The 18,342-nt window shown below is 46.9% G+C and carries 13 protein-coding genes; all 13 read right to left on the bottom strand.

What is annotated here, in order from left to right:
* Positions 1-3,561, bottom strand: a complete 3,561-nt coding sequence (locus tag WG8_RS06935; RefSeq protein ID WP_007429427.1) for a hypothetical protein — start codon at positions 3,559-3,561, stop codon at positions 1-3.
* Between the two features lie 30 nt (positions 3,562-3,591).
* Complete coding sequence (locus tag WG8_RS06930; protein WP_007429426.1) at positions 3,592-5,427, bottom strand: hypothetical protein; 1,836 nt, start codon at positions 5,425-5,427, stop codon at positions 3,592-3,594.
* A gap of 37 nt (positions 5,428-5,464) precedes the next feature.
* The gene (locus tag WG8_RS06925) at positions 5,465-6,889 is read right to left on the bottom strand and encodes a hypothetical protein (protein ID WP_007429425.1); all 1,425 of its coding nucleotides are present in this window, start codon (positions 6,887-6,889) and stop codon (positions 5,465-5,467) included.
* A 39-nt stretch (positions 6,890-6,928) separates the two neighbouring features.
* Positions 6,929-9,247, bottom strand: a complete 2,319-nt coding sequence (locus tag WG8_RS06920; protein ID WP_007429424.1) for a PKD domain-containing protein — start codon at positions 9,245-9,247, stop codon at positions 6,929-6,931.
* 17 nt (positions 9,248-9,264) lie between these two features.
* Positions 9,265-9,651 carry a hypothetical protein gene (locus WG8_RS06915; RefSeq protein WP_007429423.1) on the bottom strand — a complete coding sequence of 129 codons (387 nt, stop codon included), beginning with the start codon at positions 9,649-9,651 and terminating at the stop codon, positions 9,265-9,267.
* A 3-nt stretch (positions 9,652-9,654) separates the two neighbouring features.
* Positions 9,655-10,074 carry a hypothetical protein gene (locus WG8_RS06910; protein WP_007429422.1) on the bottom strand — a complete coding sequence of 140 codons (420 nt, stop codon included), beginning with the start codon at positions 10,072-10,074 and terminating at the stop codon, positions 9,655-9,657.
* A 114-nt stretch (positions 10,075-10,188) separates the two neighbouring features.
* Positions 10,189-13,674, bottom strand: a complete 3,486-nt coding sequence (locus WG8_RS06905; protein ID WP_007429421.1) for a peptidoglycan DD-metalloendopeptidase family protein — start codon at positions 13,672-13,674, stop codon at positions 10,189-10,191.
* Positions 13,675-13,685: 11 nt separating this feature from the next.
* Positions 13,686-14,735: a hypothetical protein gene (locus WG8_RS06900; RefSeq protein WP_007429420.1), complete on the bottom strand. Its 1,050-nt coding sequence runs from the start codon at positions 14,733-14,735 to the stop codon at positions 13,686-13,688.
* Between the two features lies 1 nt (position 14,736).
* Positions 14,737-15,354: an S-layer homology domain-containing protein gene (locus WG8_RS06895; RefSeq protein WP_007429419.1), complete on the bottom strand. Its 618-nt coding sequence runs from the start codon at positions 15,352-15,354 to the stop codon at positions 14,737-14,739.
* A gap of 55 nt (positions 15,355-15,409) precedes the next feature.
* Complete coding sequence (locus tag WG8_RS06890) at positions 15,410-16,201, bottom strand: hypothetical protein (protein ID WP_007429418.1); 792 nt, start codon at positions 16,199-16,201, stop codon at positions 15,410-15,412.
* Between the two features lie 65 nt (positions 16,202-16,266).
* Complete coding sequence (locus tag WG8_RS06885; RefSeq protein ID WP_007429417.1) at positions 16,267-16,485, bottom strand: hypothetical protein; 219 nt, start codon at positions 16,483-16,485, stop codon at positions 16,267-16,269.
* 125 nt (positions 16,486-16,610) lie between these two features.
* Positions 16,611-17,045: a hypothetical protein gene (locus WG8_RS06880; protein WP_007429416.1), complete on the bottom strand. Its 435-nt coding sequence runs from the start codon at positions 17,043-17,045 to the stop codon at positions 16,611-16,613.
* A gap of 22 nt (positions 17,046-17,067) precedes the next feature.
* Positions 17,068-18,120 carry a hypothetical protein gene (locus tag WG8_RS06875; RefSeq protein ID WP_007429415.1) on the bottom strand — a complete coding sequence of 351 codons (1,053 nt, stop codon included), beginning with the start codon at positions 18,118-18,120 and terminating at the stop codon, positions 17,068-17,070.
* Between the last annotated feature and the right edge of the window lie 222 nt (positions 18,121-18,342).

Here is an 18,342-nt window from a genome sequence, read left to right as displayed (position 1 = left end):
CTACCTTGTCTTCTTCCAGTTCCAGATGTTCCAAGAAGCGATCTTACCCATAATCATCCATATTTTTCGTTTGGACATGGCCGGTATCGATTGATTCGTTGCTTCGGATGGGGCCTCAATCACCGTCTTCAAGGTTTTATGACGCTTGGCCGACTCTGGGGCTTCGATACGAACAGCAGCTATTTTTTTCAAACGAGTACCATCTTCTGCATCTGGAATCTGGGTCTTTATTACCTTTTTCTTTCTGACAGCTTGTTCGTGCTCATCCTCGATATTTGTAGACATGACCTTCTTCTTGCGAGCACCTTCAGATATAGCATGTAGCTCGGTTTCTTCTATTTCAAAAACAGGCTCTGCAGCTGTATGAGCAGGTATCACTGCTGGCAGCGTTTTTTCGATGGCTTGGCCTTGCTCCAGCTCCGGCATATCCACCATTTTGCTGATATCTCCCGGCTGGGCAGTTTCAAGACCATCTCTGACACCGATGTATTCCTTCTCCTCACCACTGGCACGTTCCTGATGAATCCATATTGCTTCAAGCACATTTTCAACCTGGTTACCTATTCCATTCGTCTGCTCAACCACAGTCTCATTCGTTCTCATAATGCTGTCCGCCCGATTGATCTTATCAATAATCGTCTCCTGAACGGATTCCATAGGGACTGCTCGATCTCCGTCAAGGAGGATAGCGTCGGAGATCTGGTTATGCTCCTGATTGTCAGCGTAAGTGCCGCCATTGATAACGCCCTCTTGAATATCCTGATAAATAAGCGCGCGCTCTGATGAAGTAACGTCAGCTTCCTTCGTTTGCTCTAAAAGCTCACCAGCCTTGACCTCATACCGGTCGGCTTCCAGGCTTACGATGCTTACACGTTCAGATGGAGCCAGCGCGACTTCCTCCGCCTCCAGGCTTTCTATACTTGTCCGCTCTGCTGGATGCAACGCTACATTCTTGGCTTCCAATTCGCCAATATACTGTGCGCTTTCCAGTGGTCCTGATTCCGCTGCATCAAAGGTTCCTGTACTCCTAGCTGCCCTCTCCAAATGACTATATTCACCATCAAGAAGGGATTGAGGAAGAATCCCCTGCTCCATAGACTCCGTAACACCTGTAATGCTGGAGAAGGTTCTGCCTGTTTCCATATCCTGTGTTATGGCATTCGTACTATTCGAGCTCATAAGCGCCTTATCCAACGCCTGGATTTCGGCTTCGGCAGACGTGTGTCTTTCTGCATCTCCCATCACATGATATGCACCTTCGTAGGAAGAGAAGGAGTTACCAGCTTCGGAGTTGATAAGCAGCCCCTCTTCAGCAGGAGACTTGCTGCCTTGCTCAGCGCTTGTTTGCAGCGTCCCTTCGGTATGCTCGATATGGGCTTGATCCGAACGAACCTGGATAGCTTCCAGCGAACCACTGGCCAATGACGTCTCCAACTGATGAATGACGCTATCTGTAATTTGATGAATCGAAGTCGGAGTTGTCCCTTCCTTCACAGCCTCTGCCACAATATTTTCAATGCCTGCTTCAATCAGTTCCATCGCCTGCTCACCATACATAATCCGGAGCATTCGAGCCATCTTGCTGATTTCAGGAGAATCTGCAATGATTTCTCTCAGGACATCGGCTGCAAGCAGCTCTTCATACTGCCCCTCGAGCTCCAATCCATTTAAACGTGCAGAACCAAGGTCGTCCAACTCACCTTCTTGGCTGACGAATATCCGCTCTCCACGCTGAGATTCATCTAACGTTGCATGATGCTCAGGGATACCAGAGCTTAGATGCTCATTGTCGGCATCTGCCGAGGAATGGATGTAGGCTGTAATGCTTTGCTCCTCTGGCACCCCTTTAGAGTCATCGTAGTTTGAAGCTACTCTATATTGATCTGGACTAGCAGGACAGACTTGTTCATTATTGTAGCTGGCTACGCTCGTAGATTCGTTCAAGCTGTTCCCGCTTGAAGATGCGAGACCGCTAGTAACCGTTTCAGTCTGTACACCTATCCTGCCATCAGCGAATTCCATGCTGCCTGCTATTGAATGACCTTGAAGCCCTTCAAGTGAGCCGCCGTTCGAAGTCTCCTGCATTCGATGAATCACGCTTTCAATCGAGCTTGGTGTAGCTGGTACATCAACGTGCTGCAAGCCCTCTGGCAGGTTATTTTCCATTCCCGCTTCGGCTATTTCGGCCGCGTACTCGCCATATACAGAGCGGATTCCTTCAGATAACGTGCCCACCTCGGGTGACCCGGTGACCGATCCCATCGTTGGGTCTGCTGTAATGGACGAAGTGTTCTCCGGTTGTATAGAAAATACGCCATGCTCCGCCTTCAGCGTGTCTTGGGGCTCCGAAACATCTGGAAGATATATACGATCACCTGTCCCGGACTCATGAATCATCATGAACTTGTCCTGTTTCAACTCCGTTGCGCGCATTCGTTCATGCCCAGCACCAGTGTCAGAACGCATCGATGCAGCAGTGCCATATTCGTTGGTGGAATCCATAAATTGGCGCTGTTTGACAAGCATCTGCCAATCTATGATGGTATCCACGCTTTTGTCGGCCTTCGCAGTACGTGCTTCCACGGGAGCATTATCATGCTTGGCGCTAGCCTCGGTCTCCAGCAAATCATTAGGCGTAGTCCCGGCTACCCGTTCAAGCTTTCCGGCTCTGGTTAAAGCGTTGATTTCATCCGAATCCAAAATCTGTTCCTTCACACTGGACCGTGATGTCTCAATCAGGGCATCGCGAATATCGGTTCGATAGGGCAAGGCCTCACCTGCCGGCTGGAAAGTAGATTCCATCGCAAAGCTTTCAGCCGCGACTGGCAGTTCTACCACCGCTTCTCGATCCTGAAATATCTGTTGAACAACTGTCTGTTGTTCAGCGGTATCTCCCTGCTTCACAGTTTCTCCGTGAATTGCAGACTCAGAAGAAGGCGATCCGTTACCCTGACGCTGCTCAGATTCAGAGCCTGCATCAAGAAGCCCCTCATAGACAGGCAAAACATTTGCGAATTCGTAAGCATCACTTGAAGCCTCTGCCTGTGGCCTCATCTGGGAAACTGCGTCTTCCTCCTGCACCGCATTCAAAATAAAATCAGCCTGAATAGACTTCTGCTGATCTCCCTGCAGTATAGAATCTGCATGTTCCATGGAATGGATCTTGCCGCCCATTTTCCAACGAGCCTCTGACGCTGTAAAACGTGAAGGCTGCTGCGCCTTCTGTCTGATTTCTCCTCTAAAATGCCTGTGAATATCGGATAAGTAAGATACAATGGTCGAGTGAACGGCTTCCACGGTTTGACCCTCGAATTCACCAGCAATCGCTGCCTCTCTCCAATCTCCCCCGAATAAACTTGTAGCGGAATAAGGAGCTTTGGATGCATTCTTTAACGTATCCTGTCTCAGCGTTCGGTACGTGCTATTCACAGGAGCAGACAGATGGTAACGCGTATCCCGCTGTGTATCCAAGATCATGTCTGTACCAAATGCCAGTTCATAGCCCTTTTTAGAAAAAAGGGCGGTGATACTGATCAGGTAAGATTTTTTACCGTCCAGCATGTCACCGCCGACCTCCTTTAACCCTGTAGGTTAACTGTTCTTAACAAGCGTTTCCTTCAGAATACCCAAGCCGATCGGAGCGAATGGACTAATGGTAGCCAACGTGAACGGACTCACAGGTGTATCCGCCAAGGTGTAACGGTAAATCTGCTTGTATTCGTAGGTGGCCAGAACCTCTTCATCCGCTTTCGGTGCTTTGTCATCCAGGAATGTAATTTGCTTGGTTTCCAAATCCAATGTGTAATCCGTGCCGAATTTGACCTCAACACAATTCACTTTGATTACCAGATTAAATGGTGTACCATCATCTTTTAAGGAAGGCTGATGAGATAAATGGAACACCTTGTTTTTCCCATCACCTGTGCCCAGCATTTCATGATCTGTCGTCTCTACGACCTCCAGCTCATCGAGCTGAGAGATATTTTTCGGATGAACAGCATAGCACTCATCCAGCTTACCGACAAAGCCGTCATTTGGATGAACCACATACATAGGAGAAATATGGTATTTCCCGCTGTAGACCGAAGGATTGAACCGGGACTCACCCGCGTCCACCTGCTTGTCATGTGTAATGAAGGCGAGATAATGCTGCTGATAATACGTTCCGCCAATGGACTGTTGAAGCTGTACCGAGCTGTTACCGTTCGAGGTATTCAGTCCATAGTCTACGTATGTGGCACCTAGCTTCATATCCTTTCTCCATTTCACTTCGTCCTTTTCACGGCATCCGGAGATCAGAACGTGATTTTTTCTTGGCGATTTGCCAAGCGTGGTCATTTTGCCAATATAAAGTGGTGCAAAGTATGTGTTCTCCGGACCCGAGGTAGGATCGGGACGCAGGAACATGACAATACGGTCTTTGTTGAAGTTTCCCCAATAATATATGCTGGAGTCTCGCTGCCAGCCCCGTGTATAATTATCCAGTGAAGTAAAGGACAAGGCTGTTGGCAACGAAGGATAAATATAGTAAATGCAGGAGTATACAGCGTCCATTAAGCTCGCTCCGGAATCCGGGTCAAAGTTCCGGGTAGTCACATCACCGAAATTAATCATTTCTGTGCCCGTACCCGCCAGTACTCTGATGTAGGAAGCGTGAAGCTCACTGCCAGCGTCCGGTGCTTTAACTGTGGTTGGAATTTTAATCGTATTCGTTGCATAGTCAACCGTAAAATCGGTAGGAGAAACCTCTACCTGATTAATATATAGCCGGACGCTTCCTGCCTTGATGGTCGTGTCCGCAGGGATTTTAAATTCCCGACGAGTTCCATCTCCATCAGGAAGAATGGATTCTGGATCGCCTACCCTGATTCCGTTATTTACAGCTTCTACAATTTTTTCCGAGCGTACATCATCAAAGGTAAAGAAAAATAATCGCTTGGGCAGACTCGGAGCATTCGCAGCAGGCGCATAGGATACGGTAAATTGATCGCTTGCCAGTGCTGCTTTATTGAGCTTAAATACGCCACTGTAAGGTTCAAAAGTATATTCCGTTTTTTGGACGAATACACCATTTTTATATAGCATCTCAGAATCCGGCTCTACAGGGCGCACAACGACCTGCAATTGAGTGTCACTGCCTTCTACCCGCTTAGCTTCCCCAAGCACGGAGTTTTGCGAAATGAAATCCATCTCCCCCGGCTGCTTGACCGTCCCGCCGTAACCAAAAGCCATACCGAAGTTACGTATCTGACCGTCACTGCCCGTGGATCTGAACAATCGAACGTCAGCGAATTTTGTCGCCGTATTTCTAGGGTTCCCGGTTACTGCCCGGTATTTAATAAACGTGTTCCAGCCATGAGCATTGAATTGTTTCTCCAATTCCTGCGGAAACAGTTGAAAAGTAGCATCTCCATCAAACCACGACACAATCAATCACCTCTAATATTAGATTAGCCAAGCTACACTACAGGGTAGTTGGTTTTATTTCATTTCCTTCATCATCTACTGTGTTCACATACAAACCAATGCCCGCAGGCCTGAATTGAGTACCTGGTTTTTTGGTCAATGGGGAGACTCCCTCTATCAGGAAGTAACGGTATACATCAAATTCATCGGGACAGTTGGCCCGTTTAACTCTTAATTTGTTGGCATTAAAGGAAAAGGCCGCCAAGGAGATCACATCTTTTAACGTTCCGCGTACACCCTCTTCGGGGTGAATAACGTATACTTTGGAAGTATGCACCTTCCCACTGTAACGAGAAGGATTGAAAGTGTATTTGTACAAAGGGTTTTCAGCATTATTCCAGGCTCGCGGGTAATCCTTCTTGCCGTCAACCGAAGTTCTGGCTGGCGGCATGAGATTGGGTGGCGAATTCCAGGAAAGATAATGGGCTTGATATCTCGCACCCTGCTTGGCACGATTAACCATAATATTATCCAGACCGTTAGCCGGAAAGTTAGGATATGATTTTAATAATGGCATAATATGGGGCTGTCTGGATGTCGTATCGTCAAAGTCATACGTAGCGACTCCATTCACCGTATCCCTGATCGGAACCGTTCCTGCAAATAAAGCATAAACTTTATCGCCTTCCTCGACCGGGTCCAGCTTGCCAAAGTAGAGCGGAATGATCGGAACCAGATTATTTTCTGGAGCCGGTACATTATCACACTGAATGGTAAAAAAGAAATTCGTGTCTGAAAGAGTCCCTTTTACGGAAATTTCAGAATCATTCCACCAGTTTGTATTTTGAACAGGATAGTTAAAAGAGTTGTTGTAGTAAGACTCCATCAGCTTATAACGCAGACCTGCTTGCATAATTGGAGACTGCATTCGTGCACCTTCTGCTTTCGTCACTGTAAACATGGGACCGCTGGTCGTTGTCTTCCAAGTAGATTCCTCTACTTCAATATCTAGCGCTGCTCGAAGCTGTCCGGCTTCAGAATTATCGTTCCAGGCCAGTACAAGATCCGCACCGTCTGGCTTTAATCCTTTCAAATCTTCCAACATATACACATATAAAGTATGGGACAGCCGGTATTTGCGGAATTCATTCGTTGCCCATTCCCCAAACTGCTTGTAGGAATCTTTATCCGGGCGCTTCACATAATCAGCCAACCGAGGGTACCATGTTCCGGCGATGGCGATACCGAAGCTTTGATTTTCCTTATTGGAATATATAAAATGTTCGGCAACCGTGATCCGATAATTGGTATAGTTCCTCACTAAATCCGAGGGATGGGTAATATTGGCATCAAAAATGACCCTTTTGTAATTGGCCGCGACTTTCCAGCCTGCGGTAGCGAGCAGCTCTCCCATACGGGGCTGTAAGTCCGATTCTGTTACTTTTGGAGTAAATGCTGCTGCTGTCGTATCAATGAATGACATTTGTTTCTCCCCTTTCTTTGAATTACGATTTGTTCTTTGCTACTTCACTACGTCGATGTCCGCTGACGCCGTCCCTGTCTGTCCCAATTCATTCGTTAAGGTGAAGGAAACGGTATACTTTCCCTCTTTGTGAAAAGTAAAGCGGGCATTATTCACCGTACGACCTTCTGGATTTACGCCATCTGAAGCCAACCAGTTGGATATAAGTATCGGTGAATGCTTGTTATATGAAGATATCAATTCCGCTCCCTCCCCGACATGGACAGAGATATGGGACGGAGTAAGGGATACAACGAACGGAGGCGGCGAAATAGGCAGCCGTTTTTCCGGCCTTCGAAGATTTCCAGCCTTCAAAATACCGATGCCCGCTGGTCGATAAGGTGTCGCTGCCCGTTTGGTCAACGGTGATATGCCCTCTGTCAGATAATAAGAATACGTCTGATGCTTAGGACCCTTTCCATCGTTGCAGTGCTCATCAACGGCCTCCAGCTCATCCCCGTTCATTATAGTTAAGGGCGACAGTAAAATAACATTTCGTAGTGTTCCATGCGTACCATCTTCCGGATGTATTAATAAGGCTCTCGAAGAATGGACCTGCTCAGTGTAGCGGGATGGATTAAACTCATATTGATAGGCATTGCTCATATCGCTGTTGTTCCAGGCTCGGACATGCTTGGCTCCCGTCGTGTCCTCCCGCATGGGAGGCATCCTGTTCGACGGAACGTTCCAGGCAAAATAGTACGATTGATAACGCGCACCATACTTTGTTCTCTTCACCATGACAGAATCAATACCGTTACTCGGGTGAGCAGGATATTCTTTTAAGATCGGCATAAGCACATCCTGATGCCGCTTTGGATCTGTATCATCATAGTCAAATCGGGCCGATTGACTGAGCGCATTCTCTAAACTCAAGCCGTCTTTTGCAAATGCAGTCCCTGCGAATAGAGCAGCTGTAGCACCCGCGTTTTCTGTGTAGATTTGAAGATCCACCCAGACCCTTGCGGAAACAGGACTAAAACCATTAACTCCGGAAGAAGGAACCACTTCCAAGTCGAATGAATTTTTACCATCCACCCCGTATACAGAGAACTCTCCAAGGTACTCTGCCTGATCTCTGGAATCGACAGGGGTGTGGGCTTCTGTGGTTCGCAGCTTTACAAGCTCCTGACCTGCAATACGCAGAGAAATATAGTCTGACTCCGCAGCCACATCTCCTGATAACCACACCTTCATCGTCGATCCGGTATTAACCATAGGACTCTCCGAGAAAAAGGTTGCTTTGCGAGCTTCCTCACCGCTATTCAGTTCAAATATGCGACTCTCGTTCATTATTGAATTTGCATTGCTCTGGACATCAAAATCGCCCATATAGATCGGGATCGAAGGTACTGCATTACGCTCCCAGGCAGGTGCTGTATCTGCCAGCAAAACCAGCATGGCAGACTTTCCATCCACATAGCCTCTAAGCTGGACCTTGCTGTCCTGCCACCAGTTGGTGAATTTCACATTCATGGAGGCTACCTGTTCATAACGATCCAGTTGCGGAATCCGCGTCCGCGAAGCAACGTAAGGAGATTGGTAGAATTGAGGAAATTGATGCGTGATCCTGAACTGAAGCGCTTGGGTGGCCTCGTGCAGCCCCCACATAGAGGATTGAATCTCTACGTCCAAAGCGAGCCGCTTAAAATCAGCGGGTTGTTCCCAGCCCACAATCATTCTGCTCGTATTCACGAACTTTTCCAATTGATAAAAATACATCGTATGACGCTCAAACAGGTTGTCCTCTTCGACCTTCTGGACAGCCCAAGAGAATATACCATCAGATTGCGGCTCCAGCTGCGTTCCCCAACCGGCATGATTTCTGTGAATAGCGAATGGGATTTTGGAGCCTGTATTGTGCAGCTTTTCCTTCACACTGCCCAGCATGGCCAGACCAAAAAGATGCCCCGATACATTTCGCAAAATATAGTGCTTGGCTACAACAAATTCAAATTCCTCCGAGCCGTTCAGATCACTGTAATAAACAGCGGCCTCTCCTGAAACGCCTGACGCGAAGGTAATGCGTTGTCCGCCATCCTTTTTCTCTTCTGCTGAATAATAGGAAGACGGCATAAGCTCGCCATCCAAATACACATAATAGTCACTCTTATGCGCAAGCTTGGGAATATCTACATAGGAGCTCGCGAGTGGAAGAGAGAAGCGCTGAATTGTGGGTTTGGTCAATCTGCTTGAATACACGACCTTATGAAATTCATCCACCATATCCCATCCATTTTTAGCGCAAAGGGCCACAATCTGGCTCAAAAGCTGGTCTTCGTTAACGAGCATTTCCAGCCAAGGACTATCCTCTGGCATGATGTTTCACCACCTTTCTATTGGAGCATTTGATAGTTCACCCATATATCCTTGTTCCTGCCGCCTTCATTAAAGAACTCAAAACGAAATTCAGTCCCCGTCGGACAAGGAATAACGGCGGTAAAATACATTCCTTCAGGCAGGTCCTTTGTGAAGATCCGTTGGCATACCAGCTTATCTCCCACATATAAATTCCAATAATCGCTGGACTCATAAAAGGACGCTCCCACAGCTACCGCAAGCAGCTCGCAATCATGACTGACTTGCATTGTGCTTTCTACCTTGCCAATTCCTCTCGATTCAATCCGATTGCCCACAATGTACGGTTGGGTCTTCGTTGGCATAAAAGGCGGGTCCAAACGCCCGCCTACCATATAGCTTACAAAATTAGCACCACTGGACAACGATTACACCGCCCTTACATAATCAATCGTCAGATTTTTGAACAAGCCATTTTCCCGGATAATGCTTCCCCGTATAGCGTTTAACGTCAGAATATCAGCTTCTTCTTCCATTTCTGCGTTCAGGGTTGTGGAGGCTTTAAATTCAATAAAAAATCCGGTCACCTGCAGCAGATTGTCTCGATACAGCGTTAGCCGTTCCGACAAACCGTTATCATAGGTGTACAGCACTGACGTTACCAATGCAGGATATTGAGGCATTTCACGGGCCACGTCGATGGTAATGACATTGGGCTCCTCCTGAGCCTTTTTATCCAACAAATCGTCCGCCTGACCTGCATGCACCTTTTCCTTGCGTACTTCACGTCGAATCAGATCAATAATCGGAAATACCTCGTTGGAATTCGTAAAATTCTGGTTTTCCAAAGTTCACACCTCCCCTTCTCCTTCAATATAAGAAAAAGGAAATGACAATTAACGCAGGTTGCGTAATGCCATTTCCTTTACTTGTGCTGTGGATTATAGATTATACCCTCAAAATCAGGATGTTGCAGGAAGAGCGGTCCAGGTCAGCTCCAGATAGTTGACCATGCCGCATTCATTACCGACCAGCCTGTTGCCCTTAATCAGATAGTATCCTCCATTACAGGTATGGTTGTCATACACATAACACCCGTCCAAAAGCTCTATGTTCGGGTTGCCCTGAATGGCAATATTTTTGGTGCGGGCTTGTCTTTTCATATCAAAAAATACTTTATTCGCTATCTGCTGCTTAAGATCGCGCATGGATGCCTCATCCTGCTCTTCAATCCATGGCAGCTGCAATCCCATGGTTCTCATGTTCCCTTTGGTGGCGAGAATCAGGCTTTTATCCAGAAAATGCTCTGTTAACCCCGCAGAACCAGTAATCATCAGATGATTACGAACACGCGAATAGTCGGTAGAAGACGTCATTTCAAGCAAATGATTATCTGTAAATTTCCATTTGGAACGCGCTACCTGATCCCAATCCGGAGTATCCAGAAAATCCATTCGTTTCAAAACAAACGTTCCGTAGCGATCGCATCTGGCATCATAGGGTAAATCCTGTATGAGCGTTTGTATCGCATCTGCTGCCCTTGTCCCCGCCTTGAAGGATACCTTTGCTACGATAGGACTTTTCCAGCCTTCTGCTGTTTTCACACGTTCTTGATCTTGGATCGTCTGAAGTTCTCCTGTCTTGGGGTCAAATTTCATATAGGAATGCTCGCCCTTCTTCACATCAACATACACCGTTTCGTCTATATCCAAATCAGGGTATCGGCAATCTTCTCTGTGCACACGCCATGAATCAAGACCGGCTGCAACCGCAATATCCTTGACAATGCTGGATTTCATCCAGGCAAAGGCGCCGCCGTCCCCGGCATACGCTTCCTCTGAAGGGTAGACCATATCCTTATAAAAAACAAATTCCTCCAGCATGTCATAACGGTCTACACAGTGAAACGTAAGCGTTCTTCTCTTGGCATCCTCCTCAATTTCACCCTTGATCATGCCTGTAAATACACGTACCAGCTCATCGCCATAACCTGCATAAATACGGATGGGTGTCCCTTCACTAATCAGGTGCCGTCTTTCGCCCTCCTCCCAATAGGTAAATTCATTAGACGGCTGCTTCTTTCCATCAGGAAGTGAAGCGTACCGTTCCAAGAATGGGGAATAGATCCCTTTGGCATTATTTAAAGTTACGGTGGCTGAGGTCGAGGACATGTCCATGTGAGAATGAACCTCCCAGTTCATCACATCCCGTTCCAGTGTAGCGGTATCCTCATACTGAAACCCGCCAACGTCATACCATTTCTCCTTATACGTATCTGAGATATGGGTGGCAAACTGCTCAATGGAGTAATTATGAAAGGCATATTTTATCTCTTCAATATATAGGCCGCCACTGGATACGGAAAACCGCAGTCTGTTCGTCGTATCATCGCCGGATACGCCGCGTACCCGGGTATTTTCCCATTGTTCGATACCGCCCGGCAGCATGTTTTTTATATATACATCCATATCTGTTTCGTTATGACAGGTTACAACATAATCGGTGTACTCGCTCACATGGTTATGGCTATAGGAGCCGACATTCGTAGAAATCCCCTGATCTGTAACCTGGATCACAAAGGCTTTGGAGCCATTGGACATCATGATTTTTCCTTGTGTTCCCTGATCGGCCTTGATTCGGAACTGCATCGTAAATGGAAATTTGTTGATCTTCCCAGCCCGTTCAATACCGGCCTCTTCCCGTGCGGTGGATATTTTCTGCTGGTTTCCCAGATCCGTCACCACTACCTGCTGATCGGGAGTCCAATTATTGATTGTGCACATCGGGTCTTCAAACGTCCAGACGGTTTTGGCCGAGATGGATTCCACATCAAATTCTCTGGCTTTCAGCAAAGTGATCCCGAAATTGCCCCTTGACGCCTTGGAAGGATTCGACATGGAAAATTCAATTCTGTGGTGTCCGCCAGTCACTGGGATAGAGGGAGGATAAGCCAATCCGTTTTTGGCATTGATCCCTTCAATGGTCGCAACTACATGGTCGTCCACCTTCACCTCTACTCTGTCCTCGATATCCATATCCGAAACATAGGCCCAGCTCAAACAGCCTGGCTTGAACCAGTCATGAACAAACGTGAATTTCTTCACCTGGCCTGCCCCTTCTGTTCGGTCAAAACCTAAAACATTACGGACCTGATTAGGCGTTTCATTCGTGAAAAATTGTGTAGCACCTGCGATATCCACAAATTTCGAAGGGTCCAGACTCGTTTTTTGAGCCGTAAAATCCTTGAAGTACGATACCTTCTCCGTGGTCCGATTGATCTGGTAGGATACGAGGGCTTGATCTACTTCTGAATTTGCGCTGCGAGTTCTCCCGTCTCCCCACTGCTTGATTTTTGCAATGACAGGTTTTCGCCCAAATTGAAGGCATTTCTCCGCATTTTCCATTAAAATCTCAATGCGTTTGCCCTTCGTGGAGCCAGCCGTATCATCGGCCACATATTCGCCCCAATTTTCCCCCTCTATCCATAGCTCAACCTTGCTTCCCAAAGGAATGACCGAAGGATCGACAGCGATAATTTTGTAGTCCTTCCATTGCCGTACATCCGTTCCGCCTCTGGTAATGCCTTCAGAGTTTGCAGGATTCACATAATAAGCCCACGCTTCCATGCTATATTCGGTGTAGGATTCGGCAGCGCTGGCTTCCAACGATGAAGCGGCCACACCTTTATTCTGAACAGCCGTATCCAGCGTTCGAATGGGCAATTGTATGGCTTTTTCCCCACGCAGGAAAGCTTCGGGGTTCAAATCCTTGCCATCCTTGCGAACCTCAAAATGAAGATGTGCTCCATCTCCGTCTCCACTACTATTCTTGTGACCCGAGTTCCATCCTATAGCAATCGGGTCTCCAGCCTTCACATGATCTCCAACCTTGACCATCATGGCACCCGGTTTCAAATGAGCATAACGGGTCGTCCAGCCATTGCCGTGATCAATATATACAGCGTGACCGTAACCCTTTACGGCACCTGTGGCAGTAATTCTTCCGTCCCATACAGCATGGATGGTGTCACCCTTGTTACAATCCATGTCCAATCCTTTGTGGAGAGGACGCTTGGGATTCACTGACCAGTGGCGGCTGGTGACCAGCATGCCCTGAATGTGATTCGAATCGGTAACATGTTCACGCAATTTTGCACTTGAAAGGATAGGCATGGACATCGGCAAATTGGAGAGACGTGCTATCTCGCTAATCTTTATTGCTTCCTTTTCACTTGTTAGTTGGGTCACACCATCAATGGATAAAAAGTCTTTAACGGACGTATCTTTTACATATTGAACGACGTCTTGGTTTGGCCGCGATCCGCGGACATAGGACATTTTGTCCAGCTCTACAATGACGCGTGGCTGACGGCCTAGAGCCTGTACACGCTTCATCGTGGATTCAAGCAATTGGTTAGAGGGATTACGTACATCGGATACAAAAGTCATTTTTTCATCTCCTATCTAAATTTTTCCAAGGCCCATTCTATGAATCGGTTTAAAAATACAACGGCTTCCGCACGTGTAATACACTTTTCAGGCTCCAGCATATTGTTTTCATAAAGTGGAAATACGCAGCTTCCATCTAGAAACTGCTCACTTATCAAGTCCATAACATCCTGCTCATACCATTGGCCTGATAAGGAGCTTCGATCCTGTATGGTTCTCTGTGGATACGTACTGCTCTCCAATCCACGGTCGGTATATCTGTTATAGATATCCACCCGCATCTGTTGAAGAAGCACAAGAAATTGTGCTCGTTTCATACGAACATTCGGAAAGAACCGATCATGATAGCGGGCATGTGCAGTGCTTACAACAATGGTCTCCTGTTTGAATTGCACCCTTCCGGCATTACGATAGTTATATCCGACAATTGCGGTAAATCCGTTATAGTTGAAGGGGAGATATACAATTCCTTGATGAATCGCAAATACATCCTGTCTGAACCCGAATGCCTTCTTTATAGCTTCACTCGGAACTTCTTCCGATAAAATCTTCACAGACAGCCGCTTGAGCTTGGTTCCCAGAACTGTGACCGTCTCCGCCTGATATTTCGTTTGGTCCTGATAATCAGCCGCCATGGACAAGGTCGCAGAAGGCAGGAAAATCGCACTTTCGTCCGTCTCAACATAAGGCCCTTGAATACAGCCATCCTCCCGATAAGCAGGCCTGCCATATGCGATGCATAGCACCTCAAGTCCGCCAGATAAAGGATTGGGCATCGTTATCTTTTCGTTCTCCACTTTTTCAGGCTGTACCTGAACTCCATCGATGAGAACAAAAACCGGATTTTCAATATGCACCTGATAGCCGGGAATAGCAAACTCCTGTTGACCATCGAACGTGACATAGCGCTTGATCATGCGTTCATGTCCTTGTTCAAAAGTGTCGTAGGCCATTCCCTCTATAAAGCTGTGCTCGCTTGGAGCATCCAGACCTGATCGTGCCATATCCAGCATATCTCTATAAAACCAATCCAGTGGATCTGCATCAATCCAGCGTTTCATCTCAATACCCCCTTAGAATCCGGTCCACATACCTGTAGGACCTCATCAAAAAGGTGATTCCCTCTGCCCGGGTACAGCTCTCGTCCGGCCTGAAATAAGGGCTAACCTCCCCTTCATCTGCAGGGATGGTGACCATACCACGCTGCTCCATTTCCTCGATATAGCTGGATGCCCAATGGCCTTTGAGGTCGATGAATTGGCTTTTGCAGTGGGAATCATCGCTTTGCTTGCGAATAAGCGACATTTGGACTTTGATGATATATTTCGTCTCCATCTCCGCCGTTTGAATATCTGGTTTACCTGTCACAATCCCCAGGTAAATTGCGCCTTTTTCATCATAATATTTGTGCTCTGAGCCTATAAAAGATAGCCAGTCCGCGTATTCCTTTTTACTGTAAAATAAAAGTGTCAGGGTAGCTGTATAATGTGAGGTTCCACGATTGACCAATCCTGCCGAGTAGGAAAACGCCTCATGAACATATGATTTCAGATTCGGAGCCGGTGGCTTGTACTCGTTGATTAGCTTAGCCTTGACCTCGACAAAACGAATTCCATTATCGTAAAAAAGTCGCTTTTTGTAGATCATATCTTCCGATTTATTGGGACTTTGCTGAGTCAAATGTATACCTCCTGTCATTAAAAATGATGTTTACTCCGCTACGACGGGTGATGGATTAATAGGATGTACTGCTACGATAAGCAGTGGTCGGATTCATAAGAAGCTGATCGCGCAAGCTTCCCACTCTACCGTTTTTAAGACCTCTTCCCAGCCTGTTACCAATCGTCTCCAGTTGGGTCGGACTTACGTTATTCGTAACATTAGGCAATGTCACATGGACAACAACATCACCGGAGTTGATCGTATACGATGGCTGCACGTTTGTACGTGTCAGATATTCATTTTGGGTCAGCTCCGTAACGCCCCCTGGCATATGAAACGTTCCCGCTAATGACTCCATCCCAGCCCAAATCCCCAATTGGGTTTGCAGGGACTGCCCTCTCCATTCGCTGTACTGCTCCTGGAAGTTCCATGAAGCTTCCGGCTTCATATGAAATGTGCGCTGTTGACTGAGTACACTTTGCAAGCCCTGAGCTTGATGCTTTCGTATACGGATGTACTCCATTGCGTCTGTTCGTACAGCTGCTATTTCAGCGTTTTGCATCTTCCTGCTTTGAGCCCTCTGCATTTTGCTCACATATTCATGCATGGGGAGGGTCGGCGACTCCGTTGTACCATTCATCTCATATTGCATACTCTGACTCGGATCTGCTGGTGCCTGATCTAGTTCTTGCTGGTTTGCTTCTGGCCTTGTCCTAAAATTTAAAAAGGTACTTAACGTACGCTTATGTTCCTCCAAACGCTCAAAGCGTAAATCCAACCCCTGCCTCTCCTCACAAGAAGAATGCTTTAGTGTCTGAATAAATGCCTGCAGCTCCACAAGCACGTCAGTCTCTATATTGCCCATACATTCACCACCTTTTATAAATTGAAACTCCCGCCCCTCCATATGGAGCAGAGCAGGAGTGTCCTTCAACCAAGCATATTGGCCAGAAATGCCATATCTTCTTCGTCCGCTATCTTATAGCTGCCCATATATGAGCCGTCTTCCCTGACTTCTTCACGGCCTGTATGGCGGGTATCCGAACGATCCATTTGATCAGCCCCGCTCCATAGCCCAAAGGCAGACATAGAGGATACTTTAATTGTAAATTCGATATGATCATGACACTGCTCCAGATAGTAGCCCAACTGAGGGAGGGTAAGGTCCCAAACCTGATGCTTGTCCAGGTGACAATAATGGGCCAGCTTAAAAAAAAGATTCGCCCAGTCAATGGGAGCTTGCCGATCATACTCCAGCTCCTCATCCTCAGTGGCTACATGGACTTTTTTATTCCATTCAGTCCGATCATGGCATCAATAATTTGCTTGGCCGTTTCGAGGTCAACATACTCTTCCAAATGTTCAGGAGTCATCCAGCTGTAATAAGGCTTGAAACCCATCATCAGCACATCTATCAGCTCATGATAACGATCCGTACCTTCGGGATCATCCGGGATCAGATTTGCAATAATAATACCGGAATCAATAGCATTCAGCTTCTTAATCAGCTTGCGCGCATCCTTTAACCCAAGCGGGGGCAAATAATACGTTTTACCGTCACGTAGACGCACCTGTTCATCTTCTTCAAAGAATGCTTTTTCTCTGATCTGAGCTTCCTCTTCTGTCAGAATCTTCTTTGTATCTTCCGCAACTTCCACTGCTTTGGGAAGCTCATTTTTAGATGGAATGGTGAGCTCTCTTTCGTTCATTTTGAACACACATCCTTACGTATCAGTTGTTAGCAGATGCTGCTGCAACCTCATAACGCTTGATCGTACCTAGCTTGTTATCAAAGCGTTCCGGATCAATGACCGTCAAGGTTACACTATGCGTAGACGCCTGCTGGCGCTGAGCATCAATCGTGAAATTGGATTTCACGCGACATTGATACAATTCCGTTTGGTATCCCTGTACAGAACCGTCCTTTTGCTCAAAACGGCCATCATGAACCAGATGAACCGTCAATGGTAAATCCCTGCTCGAAATATCCAGAACATCCACCACTTCATTGCGTTTATAGTTTACATAGATGGCTACATCCTTCAAAGCCGCATTGAAAATCAGCTTGCCCCCTTCAACAAGGTACTGCTCCTCGGTAGGGGTTCCGTTGGACAATTGTTTGAGAAGCTTGTTTCCTGTTAACGTACGCACTGAAATTTCAGGCGTAGTGTACAGCGAGGTGCCAAAGACAAGCTCTGCCTCACACTTCCCGTTCACTTCCTGAATCACGTGCTTCTCTTCCAGTTCCCACACAAATCCATCGTCATCCTGCTGAACTCCACTCAAAGCAACAGGATAAACAATCACTACTTTTTTCCCGGCCAAGGCTGCCTCGAACACTGCCTTATTACCTGTCACGGTAACTCCTGTGGTTACATCTGTGCCAGTAATCACATCCTCGTAGGCCTTAATAGCAGGACTTGTCGCTGCGGCTTCTGTGAGCAGCACCTGGTATGGGGATTCCCCCGGAACCGTCACCGTTTCCGTTACCAGTCGGTAAGACGCTCCGCTAACACCTTCACGCAGCTTGGAACCAAGGACGAGACGGACCAGATTTAAGTCAAATTTGGCATCTTGAGCCGTAATATCAATCGTCTTTTTACGAAGCAAAGCATCCAGGGGCACACTGGAATCTCCACCCTCAATATCCTGCATATCAAGCTGGATGTCCAGAAGCATGTTGTTCAGTGTTCCGATCGTGATGAGTTCATCTCGATTCGGAATTTTAGCCATGAACTTGCCCGCGCCTTTAATCAACATTTTTTTGTTCTTCGTTATCCCCATCTTTAAAACCTCCAGTTTATTATTCCATTCCAATGGCATCCCGATTGAGCAAACCACCTTCCTGACGATATCAATATAAGTGAAGCATTCGAGGTTTTAACTGTATCGGCGTACTTGATCCCCTTCATTTCCTACGTTTCTTCATACAGGGTCTGCAGCCCTTAATAGACGACCTTGGAATATGCTGCTGCCGGCTAGACGCTTCGACCTCATGAGGATAAA

Source organism: Paenibacillus sp. Aloe-11, from assembly GCF_000245715.1.
Classification (GTDB): Bacteria; Bacillota; Bacilli; order Paenibacillales; family Paenibacillaceae; genus Paenibacillus; species Paenibacillus kribbensis.
Note: the sequence above shows the minus strand (reverse complement) of the source record. Positions and strands in the feature narration are given on the sequence as shown.